The 21953-nt window shown below is 67.0% G+C and carries 22 protein-coding genes; 6 read left to right on the plus strand and 16 right to left on the minus strand.

Annotation, left to right across the window (positions count from 1 at the left end; genetic code table 11):
* Positions 1–9: 9 nt before the first annotated feature.
* The 3 genes from ACIA12_RS22450 to ACIA12_RS22460 form a co-directional block, all read right to left on the minus strand.
* Positions 10–951: an FkbM family methyltransferase gene (locus ACIA12_RS22450; protein WP_396368978.1), complete on the minus strand. Its 942-nt coding sequence runs from the start codon at positions 949–951 to the stop codon at positions 10–12.
* 86 nt (positions 952–1037) lie between these two features.
* On the minus strand, positions 1038–1832 hold the full coding sequence (locus tag ACIA12_RS22455; RefSeq protein ID WP_396368980.1) for an ABC transporter permease: 795 nt from the start codon (positions 1830–1832) through the stop codon (positions 1038–1040).
* Complete coding sequence (locus ACIA12_RS22460) at positions 1829–2767, minus strand: ATP-binding cassette domain-containing protein (protein WP_396369388.1); 939 nt, start codon at positions 2765–2767, stop codon at positions 1829–1831. Before ACIA12_RS22460 ends, ACIA12_RS22455 begins: the two co-directional genes overlap by 4 nt.
* 128 nt (positions 2768–2895) lie before the next feature.
* Between ACIA12_RS22460 and ACIA12_RS22465 the strand changes: the two genes are divergently transcribed.
* The 3 genes from ACIA12_RS22465 to ACIA12_RS22475 all read left to right on the plus strand — a co-directional run bounded on the left by ACIA12_RS22465 (position 2896) and on the right by ACIA12_RS22475 (position 5354).
* Positions 2896–3666, plus strand: a complete 771-nt coding sequence (locus tag ACIA12_RS22465) for a TetR/AcrR family transcriptional regulator (protein ID WP_396368981.1) — start codon at positions 2896–2898, stop codon at positions 3664–3666.
* A gap of 396 nt (positions 3667–4062) precedes the next feature.
* Positions 4063–4626 (plus strand): dihydrofolate reductase family protein, encoded by a 564-nt coding sequence (locus ACIA12_RS22470; RefSeq protein WP_396368982.1) that lies wholly within the window; start codon positions 4063–4065, stop codon positions 4624–4626.
* A gap of 59 nt (positions 4627–4685) precedes the next feature.
* Entirely contained in the window at positions 4686–5354 is a 669-nt protein-coding gene (locus ACIA12_RS22475; protein WP_396368983.1) for a hypothetical protein, read from the plus strand.
* A gap of 340 nt (positions 5355–5694) precedes the next feature.
* Here ACIA12_RS22475 and ACIA12_RS22480 read toward each other — a convergent pair whose 3' ends face one another.
* The gene (locus tag ACIA12_RS22480) at positions 5695–6297 is read right to left on the minus strand and encodes an FMN reductase (protein ID WP_396368984.1); all 603 of its coding nucleotides are present in this window, start codon (positions 6295–6297) and stop codon (positions 5695–5697) included.
* Positions 6294–7424 carry an LLM class flavin-dependent oxidoreductase gene (locus ACIA12_RS22485; RefSeq protein WP_396368985.1) on the minus strand — a complete coding sequence of 377 codons (1131 nt, stop codon included), beginning with the start codon at positions 7422–7424 and terminating at the stop codon, positions 6294–6296. Before ACIA12_RS22485 ends, ACIA12_RS22480 begins: the two co-directional genes overlap by 4 nt.
* 165 nt (positions 7425–7589) lie before the next feature.
* Between ACIA12_RS22485 and ACIA12_RS22490 the strand changes: the two genes are divergently transcribed.
* A complete protein-coding gene (locus ACIA12_RS22490) occupies positions 7590–9266 on the plus strand; it encodes a glycosyl hydrolase family 28-related protein (protein WP_396368986.1) in 1677 nt (558 codons plus the stop codon).
* Here the strand turns inward: ACIA12_RS22490 and ACIA12_RS22495 are convergent.
* The 3 genes from ACIA12_RS22495 to ACIA12_RS22505 form a co-directional block, all read right to left on the minus strand.
* Positions 9263–9604, minus strand: a complete 342-nt coding sequence (locus tag ACIA12_RS22495) for a tetratricopeptide repeat protein (protein ID WP_396368987.1) — start codon at positions 9602–9604, stop codon at positions 9263–9265. The two genes, ACIA12_RS22490 and ACIA12_RS22495, sit on opposite strands and share 4 nt — an antisense overlap.
* Before the next feature lie 66 nt (positions 9605–9670).
* Positions 9671–10540 (minus strand): aldo/keto reductase, encoded by an 870-nt coding sequence (locus ACIA12_RS22500; RefSeq protein WP_396368988.1) that lies wholly within the window; start codon positions 10538–10540, stop codon positions 9671–9673.
* Positions 10541–10621: 81 nt separating this feature from the next.
* Positions 10622–12067 (minus strand): alkaline phosphatase D family protein, encoded by a 1446-nt coding sequence (locus ACIA12_RS22505; RefSeq protein WP_396368989.1) that lies wholly within the window; start codon positions 12065–12067, stop codon positions 10622–10624.
* An 83-nt stretch (positions 12068–12150) separates the two neighbouring features.
* Here ACIA12_RS22505 and ACIA12_RS22510 point away from each other — a divergent pair, with 83 nt between their 5' ends.
* Entirely contained in the window at positions 12151–12639 is a 489-nt protein-coding gene (locus tag ACIA12_RS22510; protein ID WP_396368990.1) for a GNAT family N-acetyltransferase, read from the plus strand.
* 25 nt (positions 12640–12664) lie between these two features.
* Entirely contained in the window at positions 12665–13138 is a 474-nt protein-coding gene (locus ACIA12_RS22515) for a PH domain-containing protein (protein ID WP_396368991.1), read from the plus strand.
* A 275-nt stretch (positions 13139–13413) separates the two neighbouring features.
* Here the strand turns inward: ACIA12_RS22515 and ACIA12_RS22520 are convergent, their stop codons facing one another.
* The 8 genes from ACIA12_RS22520 to ACIA12_RS22555 all read right to left on the minus strand — a co-directional run bounded on the left by ACIA12_RS22520 (position 13414) and on the right by ACIA12_RS22555 (position 21741).
* A complete protein-coding gene (locus tag ACIA12_RS22520) occupies positions 13414–14577 on the minus strand; it encodes a hypothetical protein (protein WP_396368992.1) in 1164 nt (387 codons plus the stop codon).
* Positions 14577–15110, minus strand: a complete 534-nt coding sequence (locus ACIA12_RS22525) for a DUF4365 domain-containing protein (protein WP_396368993.1) — start codon at positions 15108–15110, stop codon at positions 14577–14579. The genes ACIA12_RS22520 and ACIA12_RS22525 overlap by 1 nt, the downstream gene beginning before the upstream one ends.
* A 261-nt stretch (positions 15111–15371) precedes the next feature.
* Positions 15372–16826 carry a diguanylate cyclase domain-containing protein gene (locus ACIA12_RS22530; protein WP_396368995.1) on the minus strand — a complete coding sequence of 485 codons (1455 nt, stop codon included), beginning with the start codon at positions 16824–16826 and terminating at the stop codon, positions 15372–15374.
* Between the two features lie 216 nt (positions 16827–17042).
* Entirely contained in the window at positions 17043–17801 is a 759-nt protein-coding gene (locus ACIA12_RS22535) for a sugar phosphate isomerase/epimerase family protein (RefSeq protein WP_396368996.1), read from the minus strand.
* A 32-nt stretch (positions 17802–17833) separates the two neighbouring features.
* Positions 17834–18649, minus strand: a complete 816-nt coding sequence (locus ACIA12_RS22540) for a sugar phosphate isomerase/epimerase family protein (RefSeq protein ID WP_396368997.1) — start codon at positions 18647–18649, stop codon at positions 17834–17836.
* Positions 18646–19800: a dihydrodipicolinate synthase family protein gene (locus ACIA12_RS22545; RefSeq protein ID WP_396368998.1), complete on the minus strand. Its 1155-nt coding sequence runs from the start codon at positions 19798–19800 to the stop codon at positions 18646–18648. The genes ACIA12_RS22540 and ACIA12_RS22545 overlap by 4 nt, the downstream gene beginning before the upstream one ends.
* Positions 19797–20960: a Gfo/Idh/MocA family protein gene (locus ACIA12_RS22550; protein WP_396368999.1), complete on the minus strand. Its 1164-nt coding sequence runs from the start codon at positions 20958–20960 to the stop codon at positions 19797–19799. Before ACIA12_RS22550 ends, ACIA12_RS22545 begins: the two co-directional genes overlap by 4 nt.
* Before the next feature lie 46 nt (positions 20961–21006).
* Positions 21007–21741 (minus strand): cupin domain-containing protein, encoded by a 735-nt coding sequence (locus ACIA12_RS22555; protein ID WP_396369000.1) that lies wholly within the window; start codon positions 21739–21741, stop codon positions 21007–21009.
* Positions 21742–21953: the final 212 nt, after the last annotated feature.

Raw genomic sequence — 21953 nt, forward strand, 5'->3', positions numbered from 1 at the left:
ACCGGCTGATCAGCGGAGTGAGTGGCGGCGGAGGACTTCGCGGTCGGTGCGGTCGGGGCGGAACAGGGTGTTGTGGTCGAAGGTGACGCCGGTCGAGCGGTAGCCGAGTTCGTCCAGCGCTGTGTGGAGCCGACGCCTGAGGGCGGGGTTCTTGTCTTCGACCAGTACCGCGCGGGGCTTGAATCGGACGAGCGTCCTGGTCGCCCCGGCCAGCGCAGCAGCCTCGGATCCCTCGACATCCAGCTTGACCACGTCCACCCGGTCCAGCCCCTGCTCGCGAACCCAGTCGTCCAGCCGGATCACCGGTACGTCCTGGACGACCTCGCCATCCGCCTGCAGCGACCGCACGCCGGAGTCGGCCGGGTCATACCGGGAGTCCGCATGCAGTGCTGCCTGGTACTTCCGTTCGCCGAGCGCGACGGGCACCAGCGTGATGAGATCGGCCAGCCCGTTGAGCTCCGCCGCCGCCCGCAGCTTGTCCATGGAGTCCGCCGCCGGCTCGAAGGCGATCACCTTGCCGCCGCCGAGTTCGCGCAACTGCCTGGCCGCGCCGAGGCTGTGCAGCCCGATGTTCGCCCCGATGTCGAGTACGACGTCGTCCGGCTTCAGCTCGGCTCGCAGGAAGCGCGTCACGGCCGGCTCGTAGCGGCCGGCGTAGTACAGGACCGCCTGCAGGTTGTCGCGCAGGTCGAGTCGCCAGCGCAGGCCTTGCCGGCGTACTGCGATGTCCGTTGCCGCCCACTCCGGGGAGATCTTCACCAGCCGCGGATTCTGGTCCGCGACCCGCGGCGAGATCCGGTTGGCGATCCGGGTGACGCCCGCCTCGGTCAGCCCCTCCGCGGACCCCATCAGCCGTGCCAGCCGACGGGCCGAGGAGCTCCCGAGCGACCGCCCGGCAGCGTGGGGAACCTCCCACGCCGCCCGGCGGACGACTCCATCGCGATACTCCATCCCCCATCGTTACCCGTTTACGGGCAGAATTACGCACTTATCCGGGTAAGGATCAGTACAAGATCCGCAGCGTGGCCTGAGGTTGCTCAGCGCGACAACCGGCGGAAGCGGACTGCCGACAGCGGCAAGAAGATCGCAGTCAGCAACAAAGGGCCGATGATCGCTGCCGCCAGCGCGTGGTCACCGATCCAAGATGCCGCCGACGGATCCGGGTTGCCGAACAGCGATCTGGCCGCGGTCGCCGTCGCCGAGAGCGGGTTCCACTGGGCGATCGTGCCGAGCCAGTCCGGCATCGTCGAGGTGGCGACGAACGCGCTGGACAGGAAGCCGATCGGCCAGACCACGACCTGCACGGCGACGATGCTCTGCGCGTTCTTCACCGTGAGCCCGATGAAGATCCCGATCCAGAGCAACGCGAACCGCAGCGCAAGCAACAGCCCGAACGCCGCCACCGCCTCGACCACACTGCCGTGCCACCGCCAGCCGAGCGCGAGCCCGGCGCCGCTCAGCACGATCAACGTGACGGCCGAGTCGATCAGATCCGCGATGCACCGGCCGAGGACGACGGCCGCCGAACTCATCGGCAGGGAGCGGAACCGATCGGTGATCCCCTTCGCCACGTCGGTGGTGACCGCCGTCATCGTCGACTCGAGTCCGAACAACATCGCCAGCGCGAAGATGCCCGGCACCAGCAGCTCGTAGTACGAATCTCCGGACGGCATCTCGATCGCGCCGCCGAGCAACGCGCCGAACATCAGCATCATCAGCACCGGGAAGAGCCAGCCGAAGATCACCGGCCCGGGCTGCATCCGCCAATGCAGCAAGGCGCGCCGCGCGATCGTCCAGCCGTCCGCCAGGGCCCAGCCCAGTCGCGCCGTCATTCCGGCACCCCCGCTCCGGTCAGGTGCAGGAAGACCTCGTCGAGGGTCGGTCTGCGCAAGGTGATGTCCGCTGGTTCGATCTTTGCCTCCTGCAACATTGTGGCGACCTCCACGAGGGCTCTCGTGCGGTCCTTGACGGGGATGCTCACCTTCAGATCGTCGACCTGGACATCGCCGTCGGCCAGCCGCTCGGTCAGTTGCAGGACCAGCGGTACCTGATCTGTTGCCGTGAGCACCAAGTCGAGCCAGTCCGCGCCCAGCTGGGCCTTCAGCGCGTCCGGCGTCCCCTCAGCCACGACCTTGCCCGCCTTGAGCATCGAGATCCGGTCGGCCAACTGATCTGCCTCGTCCAGGTACTGCGTGGTCAGCAGCACCGTCGTTCCTTGCCTGACCAGCTCCCTGATGGCTGACCACACCCCAGCGCGGCCGGCCGGGTCGAGCCCGGTGGTCGGCTCGTCGACGAACAGCACCTTGGGCGCGACGATGAGGCTCGCGGCCAGGTCGAGTCGCCGGCGCATCCCGCCGGAGTACTTCGAGGCCGGCAAGTCGGCCGACTCGGTCAGGCCGAACCGCTCGAGCAACTCGTCGGCCCGGCTTGCTGATCTGGTGTGGCCGAGATGGTTGAGCCGGCCGAACATCACCAGGTTCTGCTTCCCGGTGAGGATTTCGTCGACAGCGGCGTACTGGCCGACCAGGCCGATCGTGCGCCTGACCTCCGCGCCCTGCCGGCTCACGTCGTACCCGGCGATCCGCGCCTCGCCGGACTCCATCCTGAGCAGGGTCGCCAGGATCCGTACCGCCGTCGTCTTGCCCGCTCCGTTCGGCCCCAGCAGGCCGGTCACCGTGCCCGCGCTCACCTCCAGGTCGAATCCGTTCAGCCCCGCCCCCTCCGTGCCTCCGGCGTAGTTCTTCCGTACGTCGAACGCCTCGATCATGCGCTCAGTCGTCACGTGCCACCTCTCGTCCGGGTCTGCGAACCGTAGACTGTACCGTACAGCGTACGGCTCAGGTACGATCGGGTCAACGACGACCGGCTGGAGTTTGTTCCCGTGAGCGGAGCTCTATGAGTGGCAAGAGGGTGGCGCCACCCGACCCGGCGCGCAGTCTGGCGCTGCTGTGGGGCAGTCACACCAAGCCGGGCAGATCCGGGCTGACGGTGCGCGCGATCGTCGACGCCGCAATCGAACTGGCCGACTCCGGCGGGCTCGAGGCGCTGTCCATGCGGCTGGTCGCCGAGCGGTTGAAGGTCGGCACGATGTCGCTCTACACGCACGTACCGGGCAAGGGCGAGCTGACCGACCTGATGTTCGACACCGTCTACGCCAACCTGTACGCCGACGCCGACGAGCCTGGCAGGCAACCGGGTGGCTGGCGAGGGGCGCTCGAATTCATCGCCCACCGCAACTGGGACGTACTGACCAGCCATCCCTGGCTCCACGACGTGCCCGCCGGCCGGATGGCCCTCGGCCCGAACATCACCCTCAAGTACGAAGCCGAACTCCGCCCCCTGGACGGCCTCGGCCTGACGGATGTCGAGATGGACTCGACCCTCTCCCTGGTCCTCACCCACGTACTGGGCACGGCCCGGGCAGGCGCCGAGCAAATCCGCACCCAACAGGAATCCGGCCTCTCAGACCAGGAGTGGTGGCTCAACACCGCCCCGGTTCTCGAGCGCTACATGGCAGGCCTGGCCGACCGCTTCCCGGTCGCCGGCCGAGTAGGCACCGCAGCCGGCGAGCACTACCAAGCCACCGTCGACCCAGCCCACGCCCTAACCTTCGGCCTCACCAGAATCCTCGACGGCACAGCCCTCCTGATCGCCGACCGCAAGTAGATCCCCCACGCAGCCTCCGGCGCCTGCTCCTGCGTCGCATGCTCGTTCTCCCGCTCCGCCCGCCCCGGTGTCTTGGCGCTCATCCGTCGCGCGGTGCGACCGCATTGCTAGCTAGCCGGGCTTGGTAGGCGGGATGTGGTGGGTCGGCCCGAGCTCAGATCGCGCATTGATCGGTTTCCTGCGCCGAGCCGATCTGGTCTGCCGAGGCCGGCCCATATCCGGAGCGCGAGGAGCTGATCGGCGCGGGTCCCAGCGAGTGCCTCTGCCGTACAGGCGCCGGGGGAGAAGCTGGTGAGAAACTCTGCCAACGACCTGTCGGATCCGGAGTGCGACGTTCGTAGTAGGGGTGACCTGCGGCCGGCGAAAGGCCGCCGGACTGACAGAGAGGCGTGCGCCATGCGGAAACTGATCTACGGCATGAACATGACCCTGGACGGCTACATCGCCGCGCCCGGCGACGACCTCGGCTGGAGCGCGCCGAGCGACGAGCTGTTTCAGTGGTGGCTCGACCAGGAGTTGGCGATCGGGATGTTGCTGTACGGGCGCAAGCTGTGGGAGGCGATGAGTTCCCACTGGCCGACCGGCGACCAGCAGCCCGACGCCACCCCGGCGCAGATCGAGTTCGCGCGGAACTGGCGGGACACGCCGAAGGTGGTGTTCTCCTCGACGATCGACAAGGTCGACTGGAACACCCGCCTGGTCACCGGCGACGCGGTAGCGGAGATCACCCGGCTCAAGGCGGAGAACGGCGAGCCGATGAGGGTCTGTGGCGCCACGCTCGCTGGGGCGGCCATGCGGGCCGGGCTGGTGGACGAATACGAGATCGTCACCCACCCGGTGCTGGTGGGCGGGGGCACCCCGTTCTTCACCGCGTTGCACAGTTGGGTGAACCTGAACCTGGTGGAGACGCGGACCTTTCCCGGCGGCGTGATCATGACCAGGTACGAGACGAGGCGTTGAGAGGTACTACGACCAAGGTCCGATGGCTGTTGCCCGTGGTGGCGGGTGAGGCTCGGGGTATGAAAACTGATGAGCAGAACGAAGGCATGGGGCAGCAGCCGAACGTGGGGCGGCGGAAGTCGCGGCGGTACTTCGCTTGGGCCGGCAGCGGTGCAATTGCCGTTGTTGCGGTGACGGGTGTGGTGGCCGGCGGGACGCTTGCCTGGTCAGCTGTGACGACCGGCGACGACAAGGGTGGCGACCACCGCACTCCCAGCACGCAGACCACGCAGACCACGCAGATCGGTGACGACAAGGGTGGTCTTCGTACGCCGTCCACTCGCGCGACCGCCGAGCCGGGCGATGACAAGGGCGGTTTGCGTACGCCAACGGCCCGCAAGACGTCCGAAGCTGGCGATGACAAGGGTGGATTGCGTCGCCACGCAGAGCCGGGTGATGACAAAGGTGGCCTACGCCGGCACGTCGAGCCCGGTGACGACAGGGGCGGTCTACGCCGCCACGCGGAGCCAGGCGACGACAAGGGCGGTCTGCGCCGTCACGTGGAACCCGGTGACGACAGGGGCGGCCACGACGGCTCTGGCTCCGGCTCAGGTTCCGGCAAGTCGAGATCAGGCCACTCCGGTTCGGGCTCGTCTGGGTCCGATTCGTCCGGGTCGGGTTCCGGTCACTCCGGATCGGACGGTTCGGGTTCCGGTCACTCTTCGGACGATGGGTCCGGCCACCACTAGTCGGGGCCGAGGTGCACCGAGGGGCAGGTAGTAGTGCTCCATGGAGGCTCGGCTCCAGCCGGATCGCGCTCAGGCGGTCTGGCTGAGCAGGACTACTACCTGTCCTTCTGCACGCAAGCGGTCACGCCCAGCAACACCGAGTCGACGCAGGCCAAGCGCCGACACCCGCTACAAGCGGTCGGCCCGCTATGCCAACAACAGTCCGCCACCGGAGGCGGGCTCCCACCACCGTGGTCGCACCGCGCGACGCAGGAGCGCAATCCGCGGGGTGGGCGGGAGCGGCCGAACGAGCATGCGACGTAGGAGCAGGCGTCGGAGGTCGCGTGGGGGACTGGGTGGGTCAGCTGTTGAGGAGGTCTTCGAACGACGTGGGGTTGGTGTACGGGTCGACCGCGGCTGGACGTTCGTTGCTCATGGCATCGACCAGTTCAGTCGCGGCTCGTTCGATGCGGGTGTGGAGTTTCGCTGCGCCGGTGCCCCAGTCGGAGGAGGCGGCGTAGACGCCGGTGGGCATGACGATCGCTTTCAAGTAGGAGAAGAGCGGGCGCAAGGCGAAGTCCAGGACGAGCGAGTGGCGTTCGGTGCCGCCGGTTGCGGCGATCAGGACCGGCTTGCCGGCCAGGGCCTGGTCGTCCAGGACGTCGAAGAACATTTTGAAGAGGCCATTGTACGAAGCGCTGAAGGTCGGTGTCACCGCGATCAAACCGTCGGCGGCTACGACGGTCTCCAGCACCTTCCCGAGTTCCACTGAAGGGAAGCCGGTCAGCAGGTTGTTGGTCAGGTCGTGCGCCAGTTCGCGGAGTTCGATGATCTCGATCTTGTACGCCGTACCGCGGCCGTCCAGCTGATCTCGGACGGCGGCGGAGAGGCGATCGGCGAGCAGCCGGGTCGACGAAGGCGTCGTCAACCCAGCAGTCACCACCGCGATCGTTCGCGAAGTCATCGCGTTCCCTCCAGCCCAACAGCCTCCGGGCTCACACTCTCCAACGCAGCGGCCCGCTCGGCCGCGGCCTTCAGCGATTCGTGCGTCGGCGCCTCCGGCACGTGCGCCGGCCGCAACGCGTCAAACTCCTTGCGCAGCACGGGAACGACCTCAGACCCGAGGATGTCCATCTGCTCCAGCACCGTCTTCAACGGCAGACCCGCGTGATCCGCGATGAACAGCTGCCGCTGGTAGTCGCCGAACTTCTCCCGGAACGTCATCGTCCGGTCGATGATCTCCTGCGGACTCCCGACCGCGAGCGGCGTCTGCTCCATCGTGTCCTCCATCGACGGCCCGCCACCGTAGATCGGCGAGTGGTCGAAGTACGGCCGGTACTCCGAGCGCGCATCCTGCGAGTTCTTGCGCATGAACACCTGGCCGCCCAGCCCGACGATGGCCTGGTCAGCAGCCCCGTGGCCGTAGTGCTCGAACCGCGAACGGTAATGCTGGATCAGCCGGGCAGTGTGGTCGGCCGGCCAGAAGATGTTGTTGTGGAAGAAGCCGTCGCCGTAGTACGCGGCCTGCTCGGCGATCTCCGGGCTGCGGATCGAACCGTGCCAGACGAACGGCGGTACGCCGTCCAGCGGCCGCGGTGTCGAGGTGAAGCCCTCCAGCGGAGTACGGAACTTGCCTTCCCAGCTGACCACGTCCTCGCGCCACAACCGGCGCAGCAGGGCGTAGTTCTCGATCGCGAGGTGGATGCCGTTGCGGATGTCCTGGCCGAACCACGGGTAGACCGGGCCGGTGTTGCCGCGGCCCATCATCAGGTCGACCCGGCCCTCGGCCAGGTGCTGCAGCATCGCGTAGTCCTCGGCGATCTTCACCGGGTCGTTCGTGGTGATCAGCGTGGTCGAGGTCGACAGCAGGATCTTCGACGTCTTGGCGGCGATGAAACCGAGCAGCGTGGTCGGTGACGACGGCACGAACGGCGGGTTGTGGTGCTCGCCGGTCGCGAACACGTCCAGACCGACTTCCTCGGCCTTCAAGGCGACCGTCACCATCTGCTGGATCCGCTCGCCCTCGGTCAGCGTCTTGCCGCTCACCGGGTCCTTCGTCACGTCTCCGACGGTGAACACACCGAACTGCATCTCGACTCCTCGATCTAGCGTTAGTTCACAATTAAACTATTCTGCCCGTCGTAACGCCAATCCTCGGCGAGTCATTCCATCACTGACCAGGCCCTTGTCAGATCGATCCCGTCCGGTGAAACTGAGTCCCGCCATGTGAAACCTCACCGCCCCGAGGAGCACCTCATGCGTCAGGACCGTCCTTTGCTCAGCCGCCGCCTGGTACTGGGGTCAGCGGCCGCAATTCCAGCGGCCGCGGCACTGCCCGCTGCCGCAGTCCCATCAGGCGGAACCACGGCCCGCAAATCAGCAGACCTCTCCGCCGAGCTCCTCGACCAATGGGCCGAGGCGCCCGGCGCACATCCGCTCATCCCGGACATCTCCCACGCCGGGTACGGCGGAGGAGAGCGTCCACGACGGCCGCGCGTCGTCGCCCGGGTCACCGATTTCGGTGCTCGGCCCGGGACCGGTGTCGATGACGCAGCCGCCTTCACCGCAGCAGTCCGGTACGCCGGTGAGCGCGGCGGCGGCACTGTCGTCGTACCGCGAGGCACGTACCGCCTCGACTCGCCGCTCTGGATCCAGTGGTCCAACGTCGTCCTGAAAGGGTCTGGTCCGGACGACACCATCCTGCACTTCACCCGGCCGCTCGAGGAGTCGTACCGGCCCAACCTGCAGCCGAGCCTGCAGAGTCGATGGTCGTGGACGGGTGGCCAGATCTGGGTGATCGCGCCCGAGCGGAAGGCCAAGTCCGAGGCTGAGGACTTCGCGACGTCGGAGGGGTGGTTGCTCGGCGACACACTGACTGCGGTCGGCTCGGGGTCACGGGGTCAGCGCACACTCCTCGTGTCCGACACGAGTCGGCTGGCGCCGGGCGATCTCGTCGTACTGGAGACTGACAATCCCGCCGATGCAGGAGTCTTGCGGCATGTGGCTGGGGATGTCGCCGGAGTGAGTGCGTACGACTGGCCGGTGAAGGCGCCGCAGCTGACGACTGGGTCTGGTGGGCAGTACATCCAGTACGCGACGCTGCAGTGGCCGGTCCGGATCGAGGCTGTGCTGGGGGACCGCCTGGTGAGGTTGGCCCAGCCGTTGCGGTACGACCTGCGGCCGAGCTGGCCGTCGCGTCTGCGGGAGATCGGCCCGACCCTGCACGACGTCGGAGTGGAGTCACTGACGATCCGCAACGAGCTGCGGCCGATGACGATCCACAACCGGCATCCAGGGTCGAACGGCCTTTGTTTCCAGGCGGTTCATGACTGCTGGGCGGATGACGTACGGGTCGAGAACTGCGATCTGGGCTTCGGGTTCACCACCACGAAGGCGGTCACGCTGACCGATGTCGTGGTCGCTGGGCGATCCGCGCATCACAGTTTTGCCTGCCGGATGCAGTCGCATGACAACCTGGTCGACGGCTTCGAGATCGAGCAGTTCACCGTTCCGTTGCCGAGTGGCGCGTTGCATCACGGGCTCAACCTGGAAGGGTTGTCCGCCGGCAACGTCTGGCGTCGCGGCACGATGGCCGAAGGCACTTTCGACACCCACCGGGCGATGCCGTTCGAGAACGCCCGAACGGACATCACCCTGACCAACAACGGCCGGGTCGGCGGCTCAGCCGCGTCGGGGCCACTCTTCGGCGCGCGGATCGCGCACTGGAACGTCCGTGTCACCAGCGGGGTTCCGTATGCGATCGACCTGGCCGATGTGGCTCCGCGCAGCATCACCGTTGGCCTGCAGGGGTTGGCCGCCGCAGGCAGCGGCCTTCCCCGAGACTTCCCAGGCGACCTTGAGAACGGCACCTATCAACTGGCGTCGCGCCCATCAGTCGCCGATCTGTACGCCGCTCAGCGGGCCCGCAGCTAGTTCTTGGTGGTGCTGTAGCTCTGCGAGGCCAGGAGTGAATCGTCGCCGGTGAGGGCGGCGGCGATTCGGCGGTGCTTGATCGCTTCGTCGCCACGGCTGAGGCGTTCGAGCGTACGGGCCATCAAGAGATGGGCGTACGCCTCGGTCGGGTCGCGGTCGAGGATCACCAGCAGGTGTTCCTCGGCCGGCTTCAGCGAGGCGCTGTGGAAGTAGGCACGCGCCAGCAACAGCCGCGTGCCCACGTCTTCCGGGGTCTCCTCGACGACCGGGAGCAGTGCACGGATCGCGCCGCGATAGTCCCGCTCGTCGAAGTACTGCTGGCCAAGGCCATAACTCAACGCGCATGTCCTCCATGCGCCCCTCAACGCCGCCGGGCTGAGCTGATATTCCGAGGGGTGTCCTGATCAGGATGCGTCGAGGGTGGCTACCTGCTCCGGGGTGAGGGTGAGGTCGATGGCTGAGTAGGAGTCGCGGATGGTCTCCGGGCGGCTGGAGCCGGGGATCGGGATGACGACCGGGGACTTGGCGAGCATCCAGGCCAGGGTGAGCTTCTGCGGGCTGACGTTCAGCTCGGCGGCCAGTTGGTGGAACGCGGGGTGCTTGTCGCCGAGGTCGGAGGCGTTGGAGATGCCGCCGAGCGGGGACCAGGGCAGGAAGGCGATCCCCAGTTCGTCGCACAGCTCGAGCTCGGGTTCGCTGGAGCGGAAGGCCGGCGAGAACTGGTTCTGGACCGAGACGAGCCGGCCGCCGAGGATCTCGTTCGCCTGCCGGATCTGGGCCGGGTTCGCGTTGGAGATGCCGGCCATCCGGATCTTGCCCGCGTCGAGCAGGTCGCGGATCGCGCCGACGGAGTCCTCGTACGGCGTCTTCGGGTCCGGCCGGTGGAACTGGTACAGCCCGATCGCGTCGACACCGAGTCGCTTGAGCGAGTCCTCGGCCGCCTGCTTCAGATGCTCGGGCGACCCGTCCAGCGTCCACGCGCCGCCACCCGGGCGAAGGTGCCCGCCCTTGGTCGCGACCAGTACGCCGGAGGTGTCACCGCCGTACGAGTTGAGCGCCTTCGCGATCAGCGTCTCGTTGTGCCCGATGTCGGAGGAGTCGAGGTGGTAGGCGTCGGCGGTGTCGATCAAGGTGATGCCCCCGTCGAGCGCGGCGTGGATGGTCGCGATCGACCGGCTCTCGTCGTCAGGCCGTCCTTCGATCGACATCGGCATGGCGCCGAGACCGATCGCGCTGACCTGGGTGTCGCCGATCCTGCGGGTGGTTGAGGTCATACCTCTTAACCTCCCGCAGGTCGGCTCACCTTTCAAACAGCAATATCCACTGAGAGTCAGCAGTGCGGGTACTGAATCGGCTCAGGAGACGTGCACGTGCGGGTTGCGGTCCTCGACGACGTAGCTGGCGCGGGTGCTGATCGGGGCGTCCGGGGTGCTGACGTAGGGGAGGACGCGGAAGTCGGAGCGCCAGCGGTGCTGGTCGGCGGTGACGCGGACGTAGCCGCGCTGGGAGTTGAAGAACTTGAGGTGCGGGTTGGCGGCGAGGAACTGGTCGCCCTGGGGAGTGGTGTCGGCGCCGTCGCCGCCGCTGGTGATCGACGTACCGACGAACTCGGTGCCGACCGTGCGGGAGTTTGGGTCGGCGAAGTCGCGCTTGAGTTCGAGGGCGTAGTTCTGGTGGCGGTCGCCGGTGATCACGACCAGGTTCCGTACGCCGCTGTCCTGCGCTGCCGCGAGCACCTTGTTGCGCTCGGCAACATATCCGTCCCACGGGTCGAGCCAGACGTGGGTGTCCGGGCCGGGATCCATGTCGGTCTGGCCCATCGGGGTCTGGTTGCCGATCACCTGCCAGCGAGCGTTGGACTGACGGAACCCGTCGAGCAGCCACTTGCGCTGCTTGCCGCCGAGCATCGTGTTGTCCGGGTCGAACCGGTCGTCGCAGGTCGCCGAGTCCCCGTCGCCGCACGGCTGGTCAGAGCGGTACTGGCGGGTGTCCAGGATCGTGAAGTCGGCGAGCCGGCCGTACGGGAGGCGGCGGTGGTACCGGATGTCCGGGCCCTGCGGCATCTGCGCGTGCCTGAGCGGCAGGTTCTCGTACATCGCCTGGAACGCCTGCGCCCGGCGCTGCCGGAAGATCACCGGGTCCTGATCCGGCTCGGTGTCGGCCTGGGAGCGGTCGCCCGCCCAGTTGTTCTCCACCTCGTGGTCGTCGAACGTGTGGATCCACGGATGCGCCGCGTGCGCGGCCTGCAGCGGCGCCTCGGTCTTGTAGAGCGAGTACTGCAGCCGGTACCGGGCCAGGTCGAACGTCTCGGTGTGGAAGCGGGGGTCCGTCACCACGCCGCGCTTGTTGGTCTTCACGCCCGACTCGTAGAGGTAGTCGCCCAGGTGCACGACCAGGTCGAGATCCTCGTCCGCCATGTGCTGGTACGCGGTGAAGTACCCGTCCTGCCAGGCGTTGCACGAGGCGAACGCGAATCGCACCTCACGCGGCGAGCTGAGCGGATGCGGAGTGGTCCGGGTACGGCCGACCGTCGAGATCTCCCCGCCGGTACGGAATCGGTAGTAGTACTCGTGATCCGGCGCCAGCCCGTTGACCTCCGGGTGGACCGAGTGCCCGAGCTCAGGAGTCGCGACCACGCTGGACCGGCGTACCAGGTGCCGGAAACGCTCGTCCCGGGCGACCTCGTACTCCACCCGGACCGGCTTGGCCGGCATCCCGCCCTTGCCGTCGACGGCGAACGGGTCGAGCGCGAGGCGGGTCCAGAGCACGACACTGCTGTACTGCGGGTCGCCGGACGCCACGCCAAGAGTGAAGGGACAGCTAGGTAAACGGTTGCCGCCATTCGCTTGCTCCAGGTCAATGGATAACGCGGCAGGATGTTCGCATGCAGACTGACGACCGAATCCGCCGCGCCCAGCCTTCCGACGTACCGGCGATCGTCGAGCTGGTCTACGCGCTCGCGGAGTACGAGAAGGCCCCCGACGAGTGCCACCTGACCGCCTCGCAGCTGTCGACTGCCCTCTTCGGCCCGACTCCCGCGGCCTTCTGCCACGTCGCCCTGGCCGACGGCGAGGTGGTCGGCTGCGCCATCTGGTTCCTCAGCTTCTCCACCTGGCGAGGAGTCCACGGCATCTACCTCGAAGACCTCTTCGTCAGCCCCCTCCACCGCGGCTCCGGCCTCGGCAAGGCACTCCTCACCGCCCTCGCCCAAGAATGCGTAACCAACAACTACGAACGCCTCGAATGGTCAGTCCTCAACTGGAACACCCCCGCCATCGACTTCTACAAGTCCGTCGGCGCAAACCCCCAAGACGAATGGACCGTCTACCGCCTGACCGACCAGGCGCTCAACAGGCTGGGCTCGCTCGAGTAGCCGAGGACTGAGCGAGAATGAGCAGGTGGAACTGAAACCCCTGCTGATCACCCGCATCTCCAGCGCGCTCATCTGGCCGGTCCTGGCGGGTGTGCTGGTCGTTGCCCTGTACGGCGACGTGCATTTGAGCGTGGTCATCGGTGTCGGGTTGGTGAGCCTGGCTGTTGCCGCCTACATCGGTCTGTTCGGCTGGCGTCTCGGGGTGGTTGCCGACGACGACGGGATCGAGGTGCACGGCCTGTTCCGCAACCGCCGGATCGCCCGCGACGAGGTGACCTCGATCACCGACTTCCCCGCCGTCCGCTGGAAGTCGGAGGACGGCAAGTCCCACTGGACCCCGATCTTCGCCTTCACCAACATCCACCGGGTAATGCCCTTGGTCGACCGCCACAACGAGGCAGCAATAGCCCTCCTCCAACACTGGCACTCCGAACCCCAGCAACCCGCCAAGACGGACCGAAGACAACAACGCCGCCGCAGACAACGCCCCGCCCAGTAGCCCCCACGCGCTCCGCGAACAGCCCCACGCGCCCCGCCGCCTCTGCTGCTGCGTCGCTCCGGCTCTGGCCGCTCCCACCCGCCCGTGAAAGCGCTCCTCCGTCGCGCGATGCGAGAACGTCGCGCCGGTACTCGCATTGGGTGCTGGTCGCCGGGCTCGCCTCCCGTCGCTTGCACGACCTCGGGCCCGTCATTGCGTCATACCTACTGCCCTTTGGCGTCGCCCGTCATCTCAGACAGCAATCCTGTCGCCAACGACGCCCCGAACTGGCTGACTCAAGCCTCGGGATCCGCAGGCAGCACAGAGAACTGGCGAAGGTTGGACAGGCGCCGACGATTGCCTACGCGGGAAACATCACCGGTCGCCACGACGATCGCCCGATCCTCATGCGCGCGTACGGCAGCGGCGTAATCCAGATCAGAAAGCTCGACCCAGAAGTGACCAAACCGTTCCTCCCAGTCATCCTCCATGATGCCAGCGATTGTTACTTCGCCTGGGCGAAGCTCGCTCTCACGTACCAGTCTCACTACAGTCCCACGAATGGTCACGTTCTCTTGAGGCGCGCGGTTGCGGAAATCCCGAGCGGCGTCGACGAGTACGTCAAGCTCGGCGGGCACGAAGGCGATCCGATCCGTGGGCGGCCCCGCATGGGTCGCCGCCCAGCTGAAGTCGACGCTGTACGGGACGTGCGAGTCAGATGCCGCTTCTACCAATCCTTCGCAGAGATTCGCTGTGACACCTCGGCGGGTCCGACTGTTGAAAGCGTCTGAGACTGTCTCAGTCCCGTCGACTACAGCTGCAACAGCTTGCTTCACGGCCGACGTTGCCCGGTACAGCGTCAAGGTGACGCTTCGGCCGAAATCAACGGTGAGTTCGTCAGACTCATCTTCTTCCAAAGGCAAAGCAGTCTTGCCCCGCTGCCCGATCGGGGTGATGACGTTCCAGATGAAGCTCCCTTCGGAGGGCGCTGCCAGCTTGGACTCGCTCATGAAGGTTGTCACTGCCCCAGACCAGCGATTCGGCAGGACGAGTTGGTGATCTCCGAGCGCTGTAGCGATGGCGCCGCTGAGCACCCACTTCTTGATACCTGCTAGCGAGTCACTTCCGTCGACCAGTCCGACGGTTCCCGGCTCGCCATGCGGAAGAAGGCGCAACCTCTGAACGTCGTAGCCGGCATGAGTGACATCGAAGAGGACCTCACTCTCCGAGCGATCCTCCTGTTCGGACAGGACCCGGAGGATCTCAGCCACGCGAGTGGCGTAGCCCCGCATCTGTGGGCTTCTTGGCACCCATACAGAACCTGACCCACTGCCGAGAACCCACTCAGTTCCGCCGGCTTCCCTGAGCGCAGGTATCCATCCCTTGGCAGTCAAATAGACAGACCAGTCGTCTGCCGTGCGGGCATTCAGCGCATCGACATCGGTCACGTGGACATCCATCACGCAACCTCCTCGGAGTCGTCACTTACCAGAGCCAGCAAGGTGGCCGGTGTCAGCAGATTAGTGCAGGGGACCGACACAGTCAGACTCTGCTTCCCATCCTCCAGTTGCGATGGACCCATGAGATCGGCGAAGTAGGCGTGTCGGTGCAGGGTGAGGCAGTCCTCGCCGATCACAGCCCACTGATCCATCTCCGGTGGAACGACCACCAGCGCGAGATAGCGAGGAATGTCCAGTTCAACACCGACAGTCCCTGTCAACGAGAGGTAGTCTGCCCGCCGCATCACGTATCGGATATGTCCGCCATTGGTGGCGATCGAGCTTGTTGTCTTGACCTGAAACTCCGCCCGAGCGCGCGCTCGATGCTCTCCGGGCAAGACCCGTGTGATGAGGAGATCTATTCCCTCTGGCTCGGGCTCCTCCTTGGAAACTCTCAACCCGGCAGATGCGGCAATGACGCGCATATAGGCCTCGCCATAGTTGCCTTGAAGCCGGGAGTGATGTCCTCTCGCACTGTTGTCGGAAAGCGACATCGATACTCCGAGTCTCTGGCGGTAGACGTCGTGTAAGCATGCCAGTGATCACCGTTCGTAATCAACTGCTCTTCGCGTGCTGCTGTCACTTCGTGGCTCGGTAGTGCATTTTTGCTTCGTACATGGCGTTGTCGGCGGTTCGGAGGAGTTCGTCGAGGTCGGCGACGTACCGGCCGACAATGGCGGAGCCGATGCTGGCTGTGACCGGTGGGCCTGCGCGTGTGTCGTGTGGTTGAGCGGGCGGTGGTTCGGGTGGGCTGGTCAGCTTTGGCTGGCTCGGTAGGTGCGTTTGGCTTCGTACATGGCGTTGTCGGCGGTGCGGAGGAGTTCGTCCAGGTCGGCGGCGTACGGGCTGACGACGGCTGTGCCGATGCTGGCGGTCACGGGGACGTCGATGCCTTCGAGGGGGCGGCTGATGGATTCGTCGATTCGGCGCATCAGGACGTCGAGGTCGTCGCCGTCGATGTCTTCGGCGAGGATGGCGAATTCGTCGCCGCCGAGCCGGGCCACGGTGTCGCCGTGGCGGACCTCGGTCAGGAGGCGGTCGGCGATCTCGCGGAGGGCCTTGTCGCCGGCCTCGTGGCCGTACTTGTCGTTGACCTGTTTGAAGCGGTTGAGGTCGCAGAACAACAGCACCCCACGACGCCCGCTCTGCCGCGACCGTTGCAGGGCGGCGTTGAAGCGATGCTGGAGCAGTCGCCGGTTCGGCAGGCCGGTGAGTGGGTCGTGGGCCGCGTGGTGGCGGAGTTCGCGTTCCTCGTCCTTGCGGGCGGTCACGTCGTCGATCTGGATCAGGATGATCCTCGGCTGGTCGACACCTTGGTCGACGATGGCGGCGGTACCGCCCAGCCAGATGTCGTTTCCGTCGGTACGCCGGAAGGTGCGCTCGAACCGGTACGGACCGCGCCCGGTGGCAAGCTGCTCGATCTCCCGTTCCGTCTGGCCGGTCTCCTCGTCACGCAGGTAGTCGACGAAGGTCGTGCCGATCAACTGGGCCGGCGTGTACCCGGTGATGTGGCAGAACGCATCGTTGACGCGCAGAATCCGCCCGGCCTCCGGACCGTCGAAAGCAATCGTCGCCATCCCGTTGCCGGCCCCCTCGAACACCAGCCGGAAAGTCGTCTCGCTCGCCTCCAGCCGCGCCTTCTCGGCGAGCAGTTGATCGGTCAGCCGGGCCTTGTCGATCGCGATCCCGGCCTGGGTCGCGAAGATTTCCAGCAGCTCGCGATGGATCTGCCCCGGTCGCCGCTGGTCCTCGGGCAGATCGACGGAGAGCATCCCGACCAACTCGCCATCAGACGAGTGCAGCGGCGCGAACAACGCGTCCAGCGGATGCCAGGCGTCCACTGCGGTCGGTACCGGGATCTCGGGCACCCAGCCGACGATCTCGCCGCCCACGGGCAGCCGCTCGTGCGGTACGAACCGCAGCCCACCCCACTTGTCCGCGATCGCGAACTCCGCGTCGAAGATGTCGGCCGCGCTGACCGTGCCGAGCAGCGCCTCCCGGGCCTCCGGCGAGCCGGCCACGGCGATCACCTCGAACTTGCCGTCGGCCTGTCGCAGGTTGAGCACGGCGATACCGAAGCCGAGGCCGTTCACGACGCCGTCGACGACCGCCTGCAGCGTCTCGGCCAGGCTCCGCCCGGCGCCCATCCGGGCGCTCACCTCGTACAGACGGCGCACTGCCGTCATCCGTACGGTGGGCTCGTTCTGCACGTGCGATCTCTCCGGCGTCACGGCGTCGGCGGCCTCACGGGACCCCGCCGTGGTGAGGGCCCTCTTACAGGGTGACAGACCATTCACACCGGAAGACGCTCTCCAGCGCGACACGGACGACCGAATACGCCGGACGGGAGTCGACCGCCTGCTGTCAGTGACGAGAATACGCCTACCGGTACGTACGGTGAGAAATCGATCGGCAGCGAATGGAGCTCAGTAGCGAATGGAAGCGAGCGCCCGGTACGACGTACGCGCCGACTCCCACTCGTCGGTCGGCGCATCGTGCTCGACCAGCCACTGCTGGACCCCACCCGATTCGGCCTCGGCGAAGATCGCCGCGAAGTCGAGCGTGCCAGTGCCGACGTCCGCGAACGAGCCGTCCGGGGCCATGTCCTTGACGTGGAGTGCCGGGAAGCGGCCGGGGTGGTGGCGGAAGTAGTCGATCGGGTCCTTGCCGCCGTTGACCACCCAGTACAGGTCGAGCTCGAAGCCGAGCAGGTCCGCGTCGACCTCGTCGAGCAGGATGTCGAACAGCACCTGGCCGTCGACGTCGTCGAAGTCGTGGCCGTGGTTGTGGAAGAGCAGCTTCAGCCCCTCCTTCTTCGCCAACTGTCCGGCGCTGTTGAAGGCGCGAGCAGCCTCCCGGAAACCGTCGAGCGTACGCAACTCGACCTGCAGCGACGGTACGACGATCCACCGGCCACCGAGCGTCTGGACGTCCGCGAGAGCGCCCTCCCAGTTGTCGGTCAGCCGGGGATAGCCGACGTGCTCGAGCACGATCTGCAGGCCGGCCGCGTCGGCGTACGAGCGGATCTCCTCGGCCGAGTGACCGAAACGGCCGCTCACGCCAACAGTTTTGTAGCCGATCTCGGCAAGGCGCTGGAGGGTGCCGGGGTAGTCCGCGGCCAGCGCCTCGCGCATCGTGTAGAGGTGCATGCCGATCCCGCCCGCGGGAATGGTCCGGTCGCTCATGGGGAGGTAGCTCCTTCGAGTTTCTGCAGAGATCAGGCGACGTGCTCGAGATAGCGCGCCAGGGCGAGGTCGAAGACTTCCTGGCCGGGCGCGTCCCACAGTTGCTGGTTGAAGATCTCGACCTCGACCGGGCCGTCGTACCCGGCCGCGTCGCACGCCTCGCGGAGCCGGCGCAGTTCGATCGCGCCGTCGCCCATCATGCCGCGGCCGAGCAGGTTGTCGGCGGGTAGCGGGGTGGTCCAGTCGCTCACCTGGTACGAGCAGATCCGGGCGCCCGCGCGTTCGATCTGGCGGTAGATGTCGGCGTCCCACCAGAGGTGGTAGGCGTCGACGATCACGCCGACCTGCTCGACGGGGAACTGCTCGGCCAGGTCGAGAGCGCCGCTGAGGGAGGAGACGACGCAGCGGTCGGAGCAGAACATCGGGTGGAGAGGTTCGACCGCTAGACGGACACCGCGCTCACCGGCGTACGGGGCGAGTTCGGCGAGGCCGTCGCGGATCATGCCGCGGGCGCCGTCGATGTCGCGGGAGCCGGGTGGGAGGCCGCCGCTGACGAGGACCAGTACGTCGGTACCGAGAGTGGCCGCCTCGTCGATCGCGCGGTGGTTGTCGTCGATCTTCGCCTGGCGTTCGGCGGCGTCGGTGGCGGTGAAGAAACCGCTTCTGCACAAGGAGGAAACGCGCAGGCCGGCGTCGGCGACGAGCTTGGCCGAGCGCTCGACGCCGTACTCCTGGATCGGCTCGCGCCACAGGCCGATCCAGTCGAGGTCGGCTTTGGCGCTGGCGGCAACCACTTCCTCCAGCGGCCAGTACTTCGTGGTTGCCTGGTTGAGGCTGTAGCGGTTCATGCGTCGATCCCGCCGACTGCGAGCAACTGCCTGAAGCGATCGACAGCCAGCTCGGGAGAGGTCAGTACGCCGGCCGCGTCGGCCAGCCGGAAGGTGTCGGCCAGGTGCGGCAGGGAGCGGCCGGTCTGCAGGCCGCCGACCATGCCGAAGCCTGGTTGATGCCCGTTGAGCCAAGCCAGGAAGGCGATTCCGGTTTTGTAGTAGTACGTCGGAGCCGAGAAGATCTGCCGCGCCAGCGGGACGGTCGGCGCGAAAATCTCCTCGTACTTCGCCGGCTCACCGTCGTCGAGCGCCTTCAACGCGGCCGCGGCGGCCGGCGCGATCGCCGCGAAGATCCCGAGCAACGCGTCGCTGTATCGCTCGCCGTCACCCCGAATCAGCTCGGGGTAGTTGAAGTCGTCGCCCGTGTACAGCCGGACCCCGTCAGGCAAACGCTTGCGCAAGGCAACTTCCTTGGCGGCGTCGAGCAACGAGACCTTGATGCCGTCCACCTTGCTGACGTTCTCGTTGATCAGCTCGACCACCACGTCAGCCGCGATGTCCAGGGAGTCGCTACCCCAGTAGCCGTCCAATGCCGGATCGAACATCGACCCAAGCCAGTGCAGGATCACCGGCCGAGCCGACTGCCCGAGCAGCCGGTCGTACACCTTGCGGTAGTCGTCCGGTGAGTTGGCGGCCGCACACAGGGCTCGACTGGCCATGAGGATGGGTTGGGCGCCAACCTCTTCGGCAAGTGCCAATTGCTCTTCGTAGGCGGCGATCACGGCGTCGAGTGGGTGAGTACCCGCGGGCAGTTGGTCTGTACCCACGCCAACTGCAATACGCCCAGCTGGTGCTTCGGCGGCGGATCGCCTGATCAGCTCCTGGGTGGCGGGCCAGTCGAGGCCCATACCTCGTTGGGCTGTGTCCATTGCTTCGGCTACTGACAAGCCGAGGGACCAGAGGTGTCGACGGAAGCCGAGGGTGTGGTGCCAGTCGATGGCCGCGGGGGCGCCTGGGGAGTTGTCGGCCAACGGGTCCGAGACGACGTGGGCGGCGGCGAAGGCCAGGCGGGTGCGGGAGGGCTCATAGTTGCTGGCGGCAATCGGCGTACCGGTTAGTTGGTACGTCTCCAAGGTGCCGTTGAGGGGGAGCCGGAGGGACAGGGTCATGGGCGGGACTCGATGTCGAGGGCCGGAACCTCCAGTTTGCGGCCTTCGCGCCAGGACTGGAGGCCCAGTTCGGCCAGCTGGACGCCCTTGGCGCCTTCGACGAAGTCCCAGGTGAAGGGGGCGTCGTCGACGACGTGGCGGAGGAACATCTCCCACTGGACCTTGAAGCCGTTGTCGAAGACCTCGTTGTCGGGGACCTCCGACCACTGGTCGCGGAAGGAGTAGGCCGCAGGGAGGTCCGGGTTCCAGACGGGCTTGGGGGTGGCGGAGCGGTGCTGGGCGCGGCAGTTGCGCAGGCCGGCGACGGCGCTTCCCTCGGTACCGTCGACCTGGAACTCGACCAGCTCGTCGCGGAACACCCGCGTCGTCCAGGAGGAGTTGAGCTGGGCGATGATGCCGCCCTCCAGTTCGAAGATGCCGTACGCCGCGTCCTCGGCGGTGGCCTGGTACGCCTGACCCTGTTCGTCGTACCGGGTCGGGATGTGGGTCGCGCCCTGGCAGTAGACCGACTTGACCGGGGCGAAGATCTGGTCGAGCACGTACCGCCAGTGGCAGAACATGTCGACGACGATGCCGCCGCCTTCCTCGGTCTTGTAGTTCCAGGCGGGCCGCTGTGCTTCCTGCCAGTCGCCCTCGAAGACCCAGTAGCCGAACTCGCCGCGGACCGAGAGGATCTCGCCGAAGAAGCCGCCGTCGACGAGCCGCTTGAGCTTGCGCAGGCCGGGCAGCGAGAGCTTGTCCTGGACGACGCCGTTCTTCAGGCCGGAGTCGCGGACCAGCCGGGCCAGGTCGACGGCCGCCTCGAGGCCTTCGGCGATCGGCTTCTCGCAGTAGATCGCCTTGCCGGCCTCGACGGCGGCGCGGACGCCCTTCTCGCGGAGCTGGGTGAGCTGGGAGTCGAAGTAGATCTCGACGTCGGGCTCGGCCAGCGCCTCGGACAGGTCGGTGGTCCAGCGGCTCAGACCGTACTGGTCGGCGATGTTCTTCAGCTTGAGCTCGTTGCGGCCGACCAGGATCGGCTCGGGGATGATCATCGTCCCGTCGGCGGCCGGGATCCCGCCCTGCTCGCGGATCGCCACGATGGAACGCTCCAGGTGCTGGCGCAGGCCCATCCGGCCGGTGACGCCGTTCATCACGATGCCGACGCGTCGATCGTTCACAGTTCTACCTCTCTTCGGCGCAGTCCGCGCGGGGTGTGGGGCGGTTTCACGGTCGTTCGTTCAGGTCGTAGACATCGAGGCGGCCGCACATGCCGTGGCGGGCGTACTCGGTGGGGGCGGGGAGCTCATGCAGCTCTGCGTTCTGGAGGTGAGGAGCTTTGCCGGACTCCAGGGCCTCAAGGGCAGCGCCGGTCTCGTCGGCCAACCGGCGGGCGCCCGCTTCCCAGCGTTTGCGCCAGTCGGCGAGCTGGGGCTGGACGATGCGGATGGCGGCGGCGTAGAAGGCGTCGAGGGCGGTGGGGCCGTCGGCGGCGTAGGCGTCTCGTAGTACGGCGAAGCCTTCGAGGGCGAGGTTGCGGCGGGCCATCGCGGACGGCGTACGGGCCTCGCCTTCGCCGGTGAGCGTGGTGGCCTTGAGGTAGGTCTCGCGGTCGGTGAGGTGCTCGGGTGGGAGCGTGAGGACGGCGTCGCCTGCCTCGGGGAGGCCGGAGTTCGACATCAGGGTGAGGATCTGGAGGCCGCCGCCGTTGATCAGCCGGTGGATGGTGCCGGGATCGAACCAGACGACGGTGCCCGCCTGCAGCGGGGTCTCGGTGAAGCCCTTTGGGTTGAGAGTCTGGACCGCGCCGGAGCCGGCGATCACGTAGTACCCCTCGGAGCAGGCGAGGTGGACGTGCGGGGTGCCGCCGACGAGGCCGTCGGGCGCCTCGATGTCGTACACGGTCAGCCGCGAGATGCCGATGCCGCCGGGCAGCGCCGCGGCCGGGCCGAACTCACACATGCTCGTCTCCTTCACCTCGGCGCACGCCTTGGAAAGGGCTTTCCGAGGCTCGTGACCGCAACCTTAGGTGGGCGGTCACGGCGAGTCAACCTGTCGGGAAAGTCGGCGGAAAGCGATTGCAGGCCGATTCCGGACAGCCCGCCCGCGGACCGGTGCCGATCGGCGGATGGGGTACGGCGAGGCGATGGGCGTTAGCGTCGTTTCAGAACACG

It is taken from the genome of Kribbella sp. NPDC051620, from assembly GCF_044453825.1.
Taxonomy (GTDB): Bacteria; Actinomycetota; Actinomycetes; order Propionibacteriales; family Kribbellaceae; genus Kribbella.

Bases quoted from the DNA above. Each gene is read 5' to 3' on its own strand.
- ACIA12_RS22460 (WP_396369388.1), bottom strand. From the start codon at position 2,767: ATGATCGAGGCGTTCGACGTACGGAAGAACTACGCCGGAGGCACGGAG.
- ACIA12_RS22510 (WP_396368990.1), top strand. From the start codon at position 12,151: ATGCAGACTGACGACCGAATCCGCCGCGCCCAGCCTTCCGACGTACCG.
- ACIA12_RS22545 (WP_396368998.1), bottom strand. From the start codon at position 19,800: ATGACCCTGTCCCTCCGGCTCCCCCTCAACGGCACCTTGGAGACGTAC.
- ACIA12_RS22480 (WP_396368984.1), bottom strand. From the start codon at position 6,297: ATGACTTCGCGAACGATCGCGGTGGTGACTGCTGGGTTGACGACGCCT.
- ACIA12_RS22525 (WP_396368993.1), bottom strand. From the start codon at position 15,110: ATGTCGCTTTCCGACAACAGTGCGAGAGGACATCACTCCCGGCTTCAA.
- ACIA12_RS22485 (WP_396368985.1), bottom strand. From the start codon at position 7,424: ATGCAGTTCGGTGTGTTCACCGTCGGAGACGTGACGAAGGACCCGGTG.
- ACIA12_RS22465 (WP_396368981.1), top strand. From the start codon at position 2,896: ATGAGTGGCAAGAGGGTGGCGCCACCCGACCCGGCGCGCAGTCTGGCG.
- ACIA12_RS22490 (WP_396368986.1), top strand. From the start codon at position 7,590: ATGCGTCAGGACCGTCCTTTGCTCAGCCGCCGCCTGGTACTGGGGTCA.
- ACIA12_RS22540 (WP_396368997.1), bottom strand. From the start codon at position 18,649: ATGAACCGCTACAGCCTCAACCAGGCAACCACGAAGTACTGGCCGCTG.
- ACIA12_RS22500 (WP_396368988.1), bottom strand. From the start codon at position 10,540: ATGACCTCAACCACCCGCAGGATCGGCGACACCCAGGTCAGCGCGATC.
- ACIA12_RS22475 (WP_396368983.1), top strand. From the start codon at position 4,686: ATGAAAACTGATGAGCAGAACGAAGGCATGGGGCAGCAGCCGAACGTG.
- ACIA12_RS22555 (WP_396369000.1), bottom strand. From the start codon at position 21,741: ATGTGTGAGTTCGGCCCGGCCGCGGCGCTGCCCGGCGGCATCGGCATC.
- ACIA12_RS22520 (WP_396368992.1), bottom strand. From the start codon at position 14,577: ATGGATGTCCACGTGACCGATGTCGATGCGCTGAATGCCCGCACGGCA.
- ACIA12_RS22450 (WP_396368978.1), bottom strand. From the start codon at position 951: ATGGAGTATCGCGATGGAGTCGTCCGCCGGGCGGCGTGGGAGGTTCCC.
- ACIA12_RS22455 (WP_396368980.1), bottom strand. From the start codon at position 1,832: ATGACGGCGCGACTGGGCTGGGCCCTGGCGGACGGCTGGACGATCGCG.
- ACIA12_RS22535 (WP_396368996.1), bottom strand. From the start codon at position 17,801: ATGAGCGACCGGACCATTCCCGCGGGCGGGATCGGCATGCACCTCTAC.
- ACIA12_RS22470 (WP_396368982.1), top strand. From the start codon at position 4,063: ATGCGGAAACTGATCTACGGCATGAACATGACCCTGGACGGCTACATC.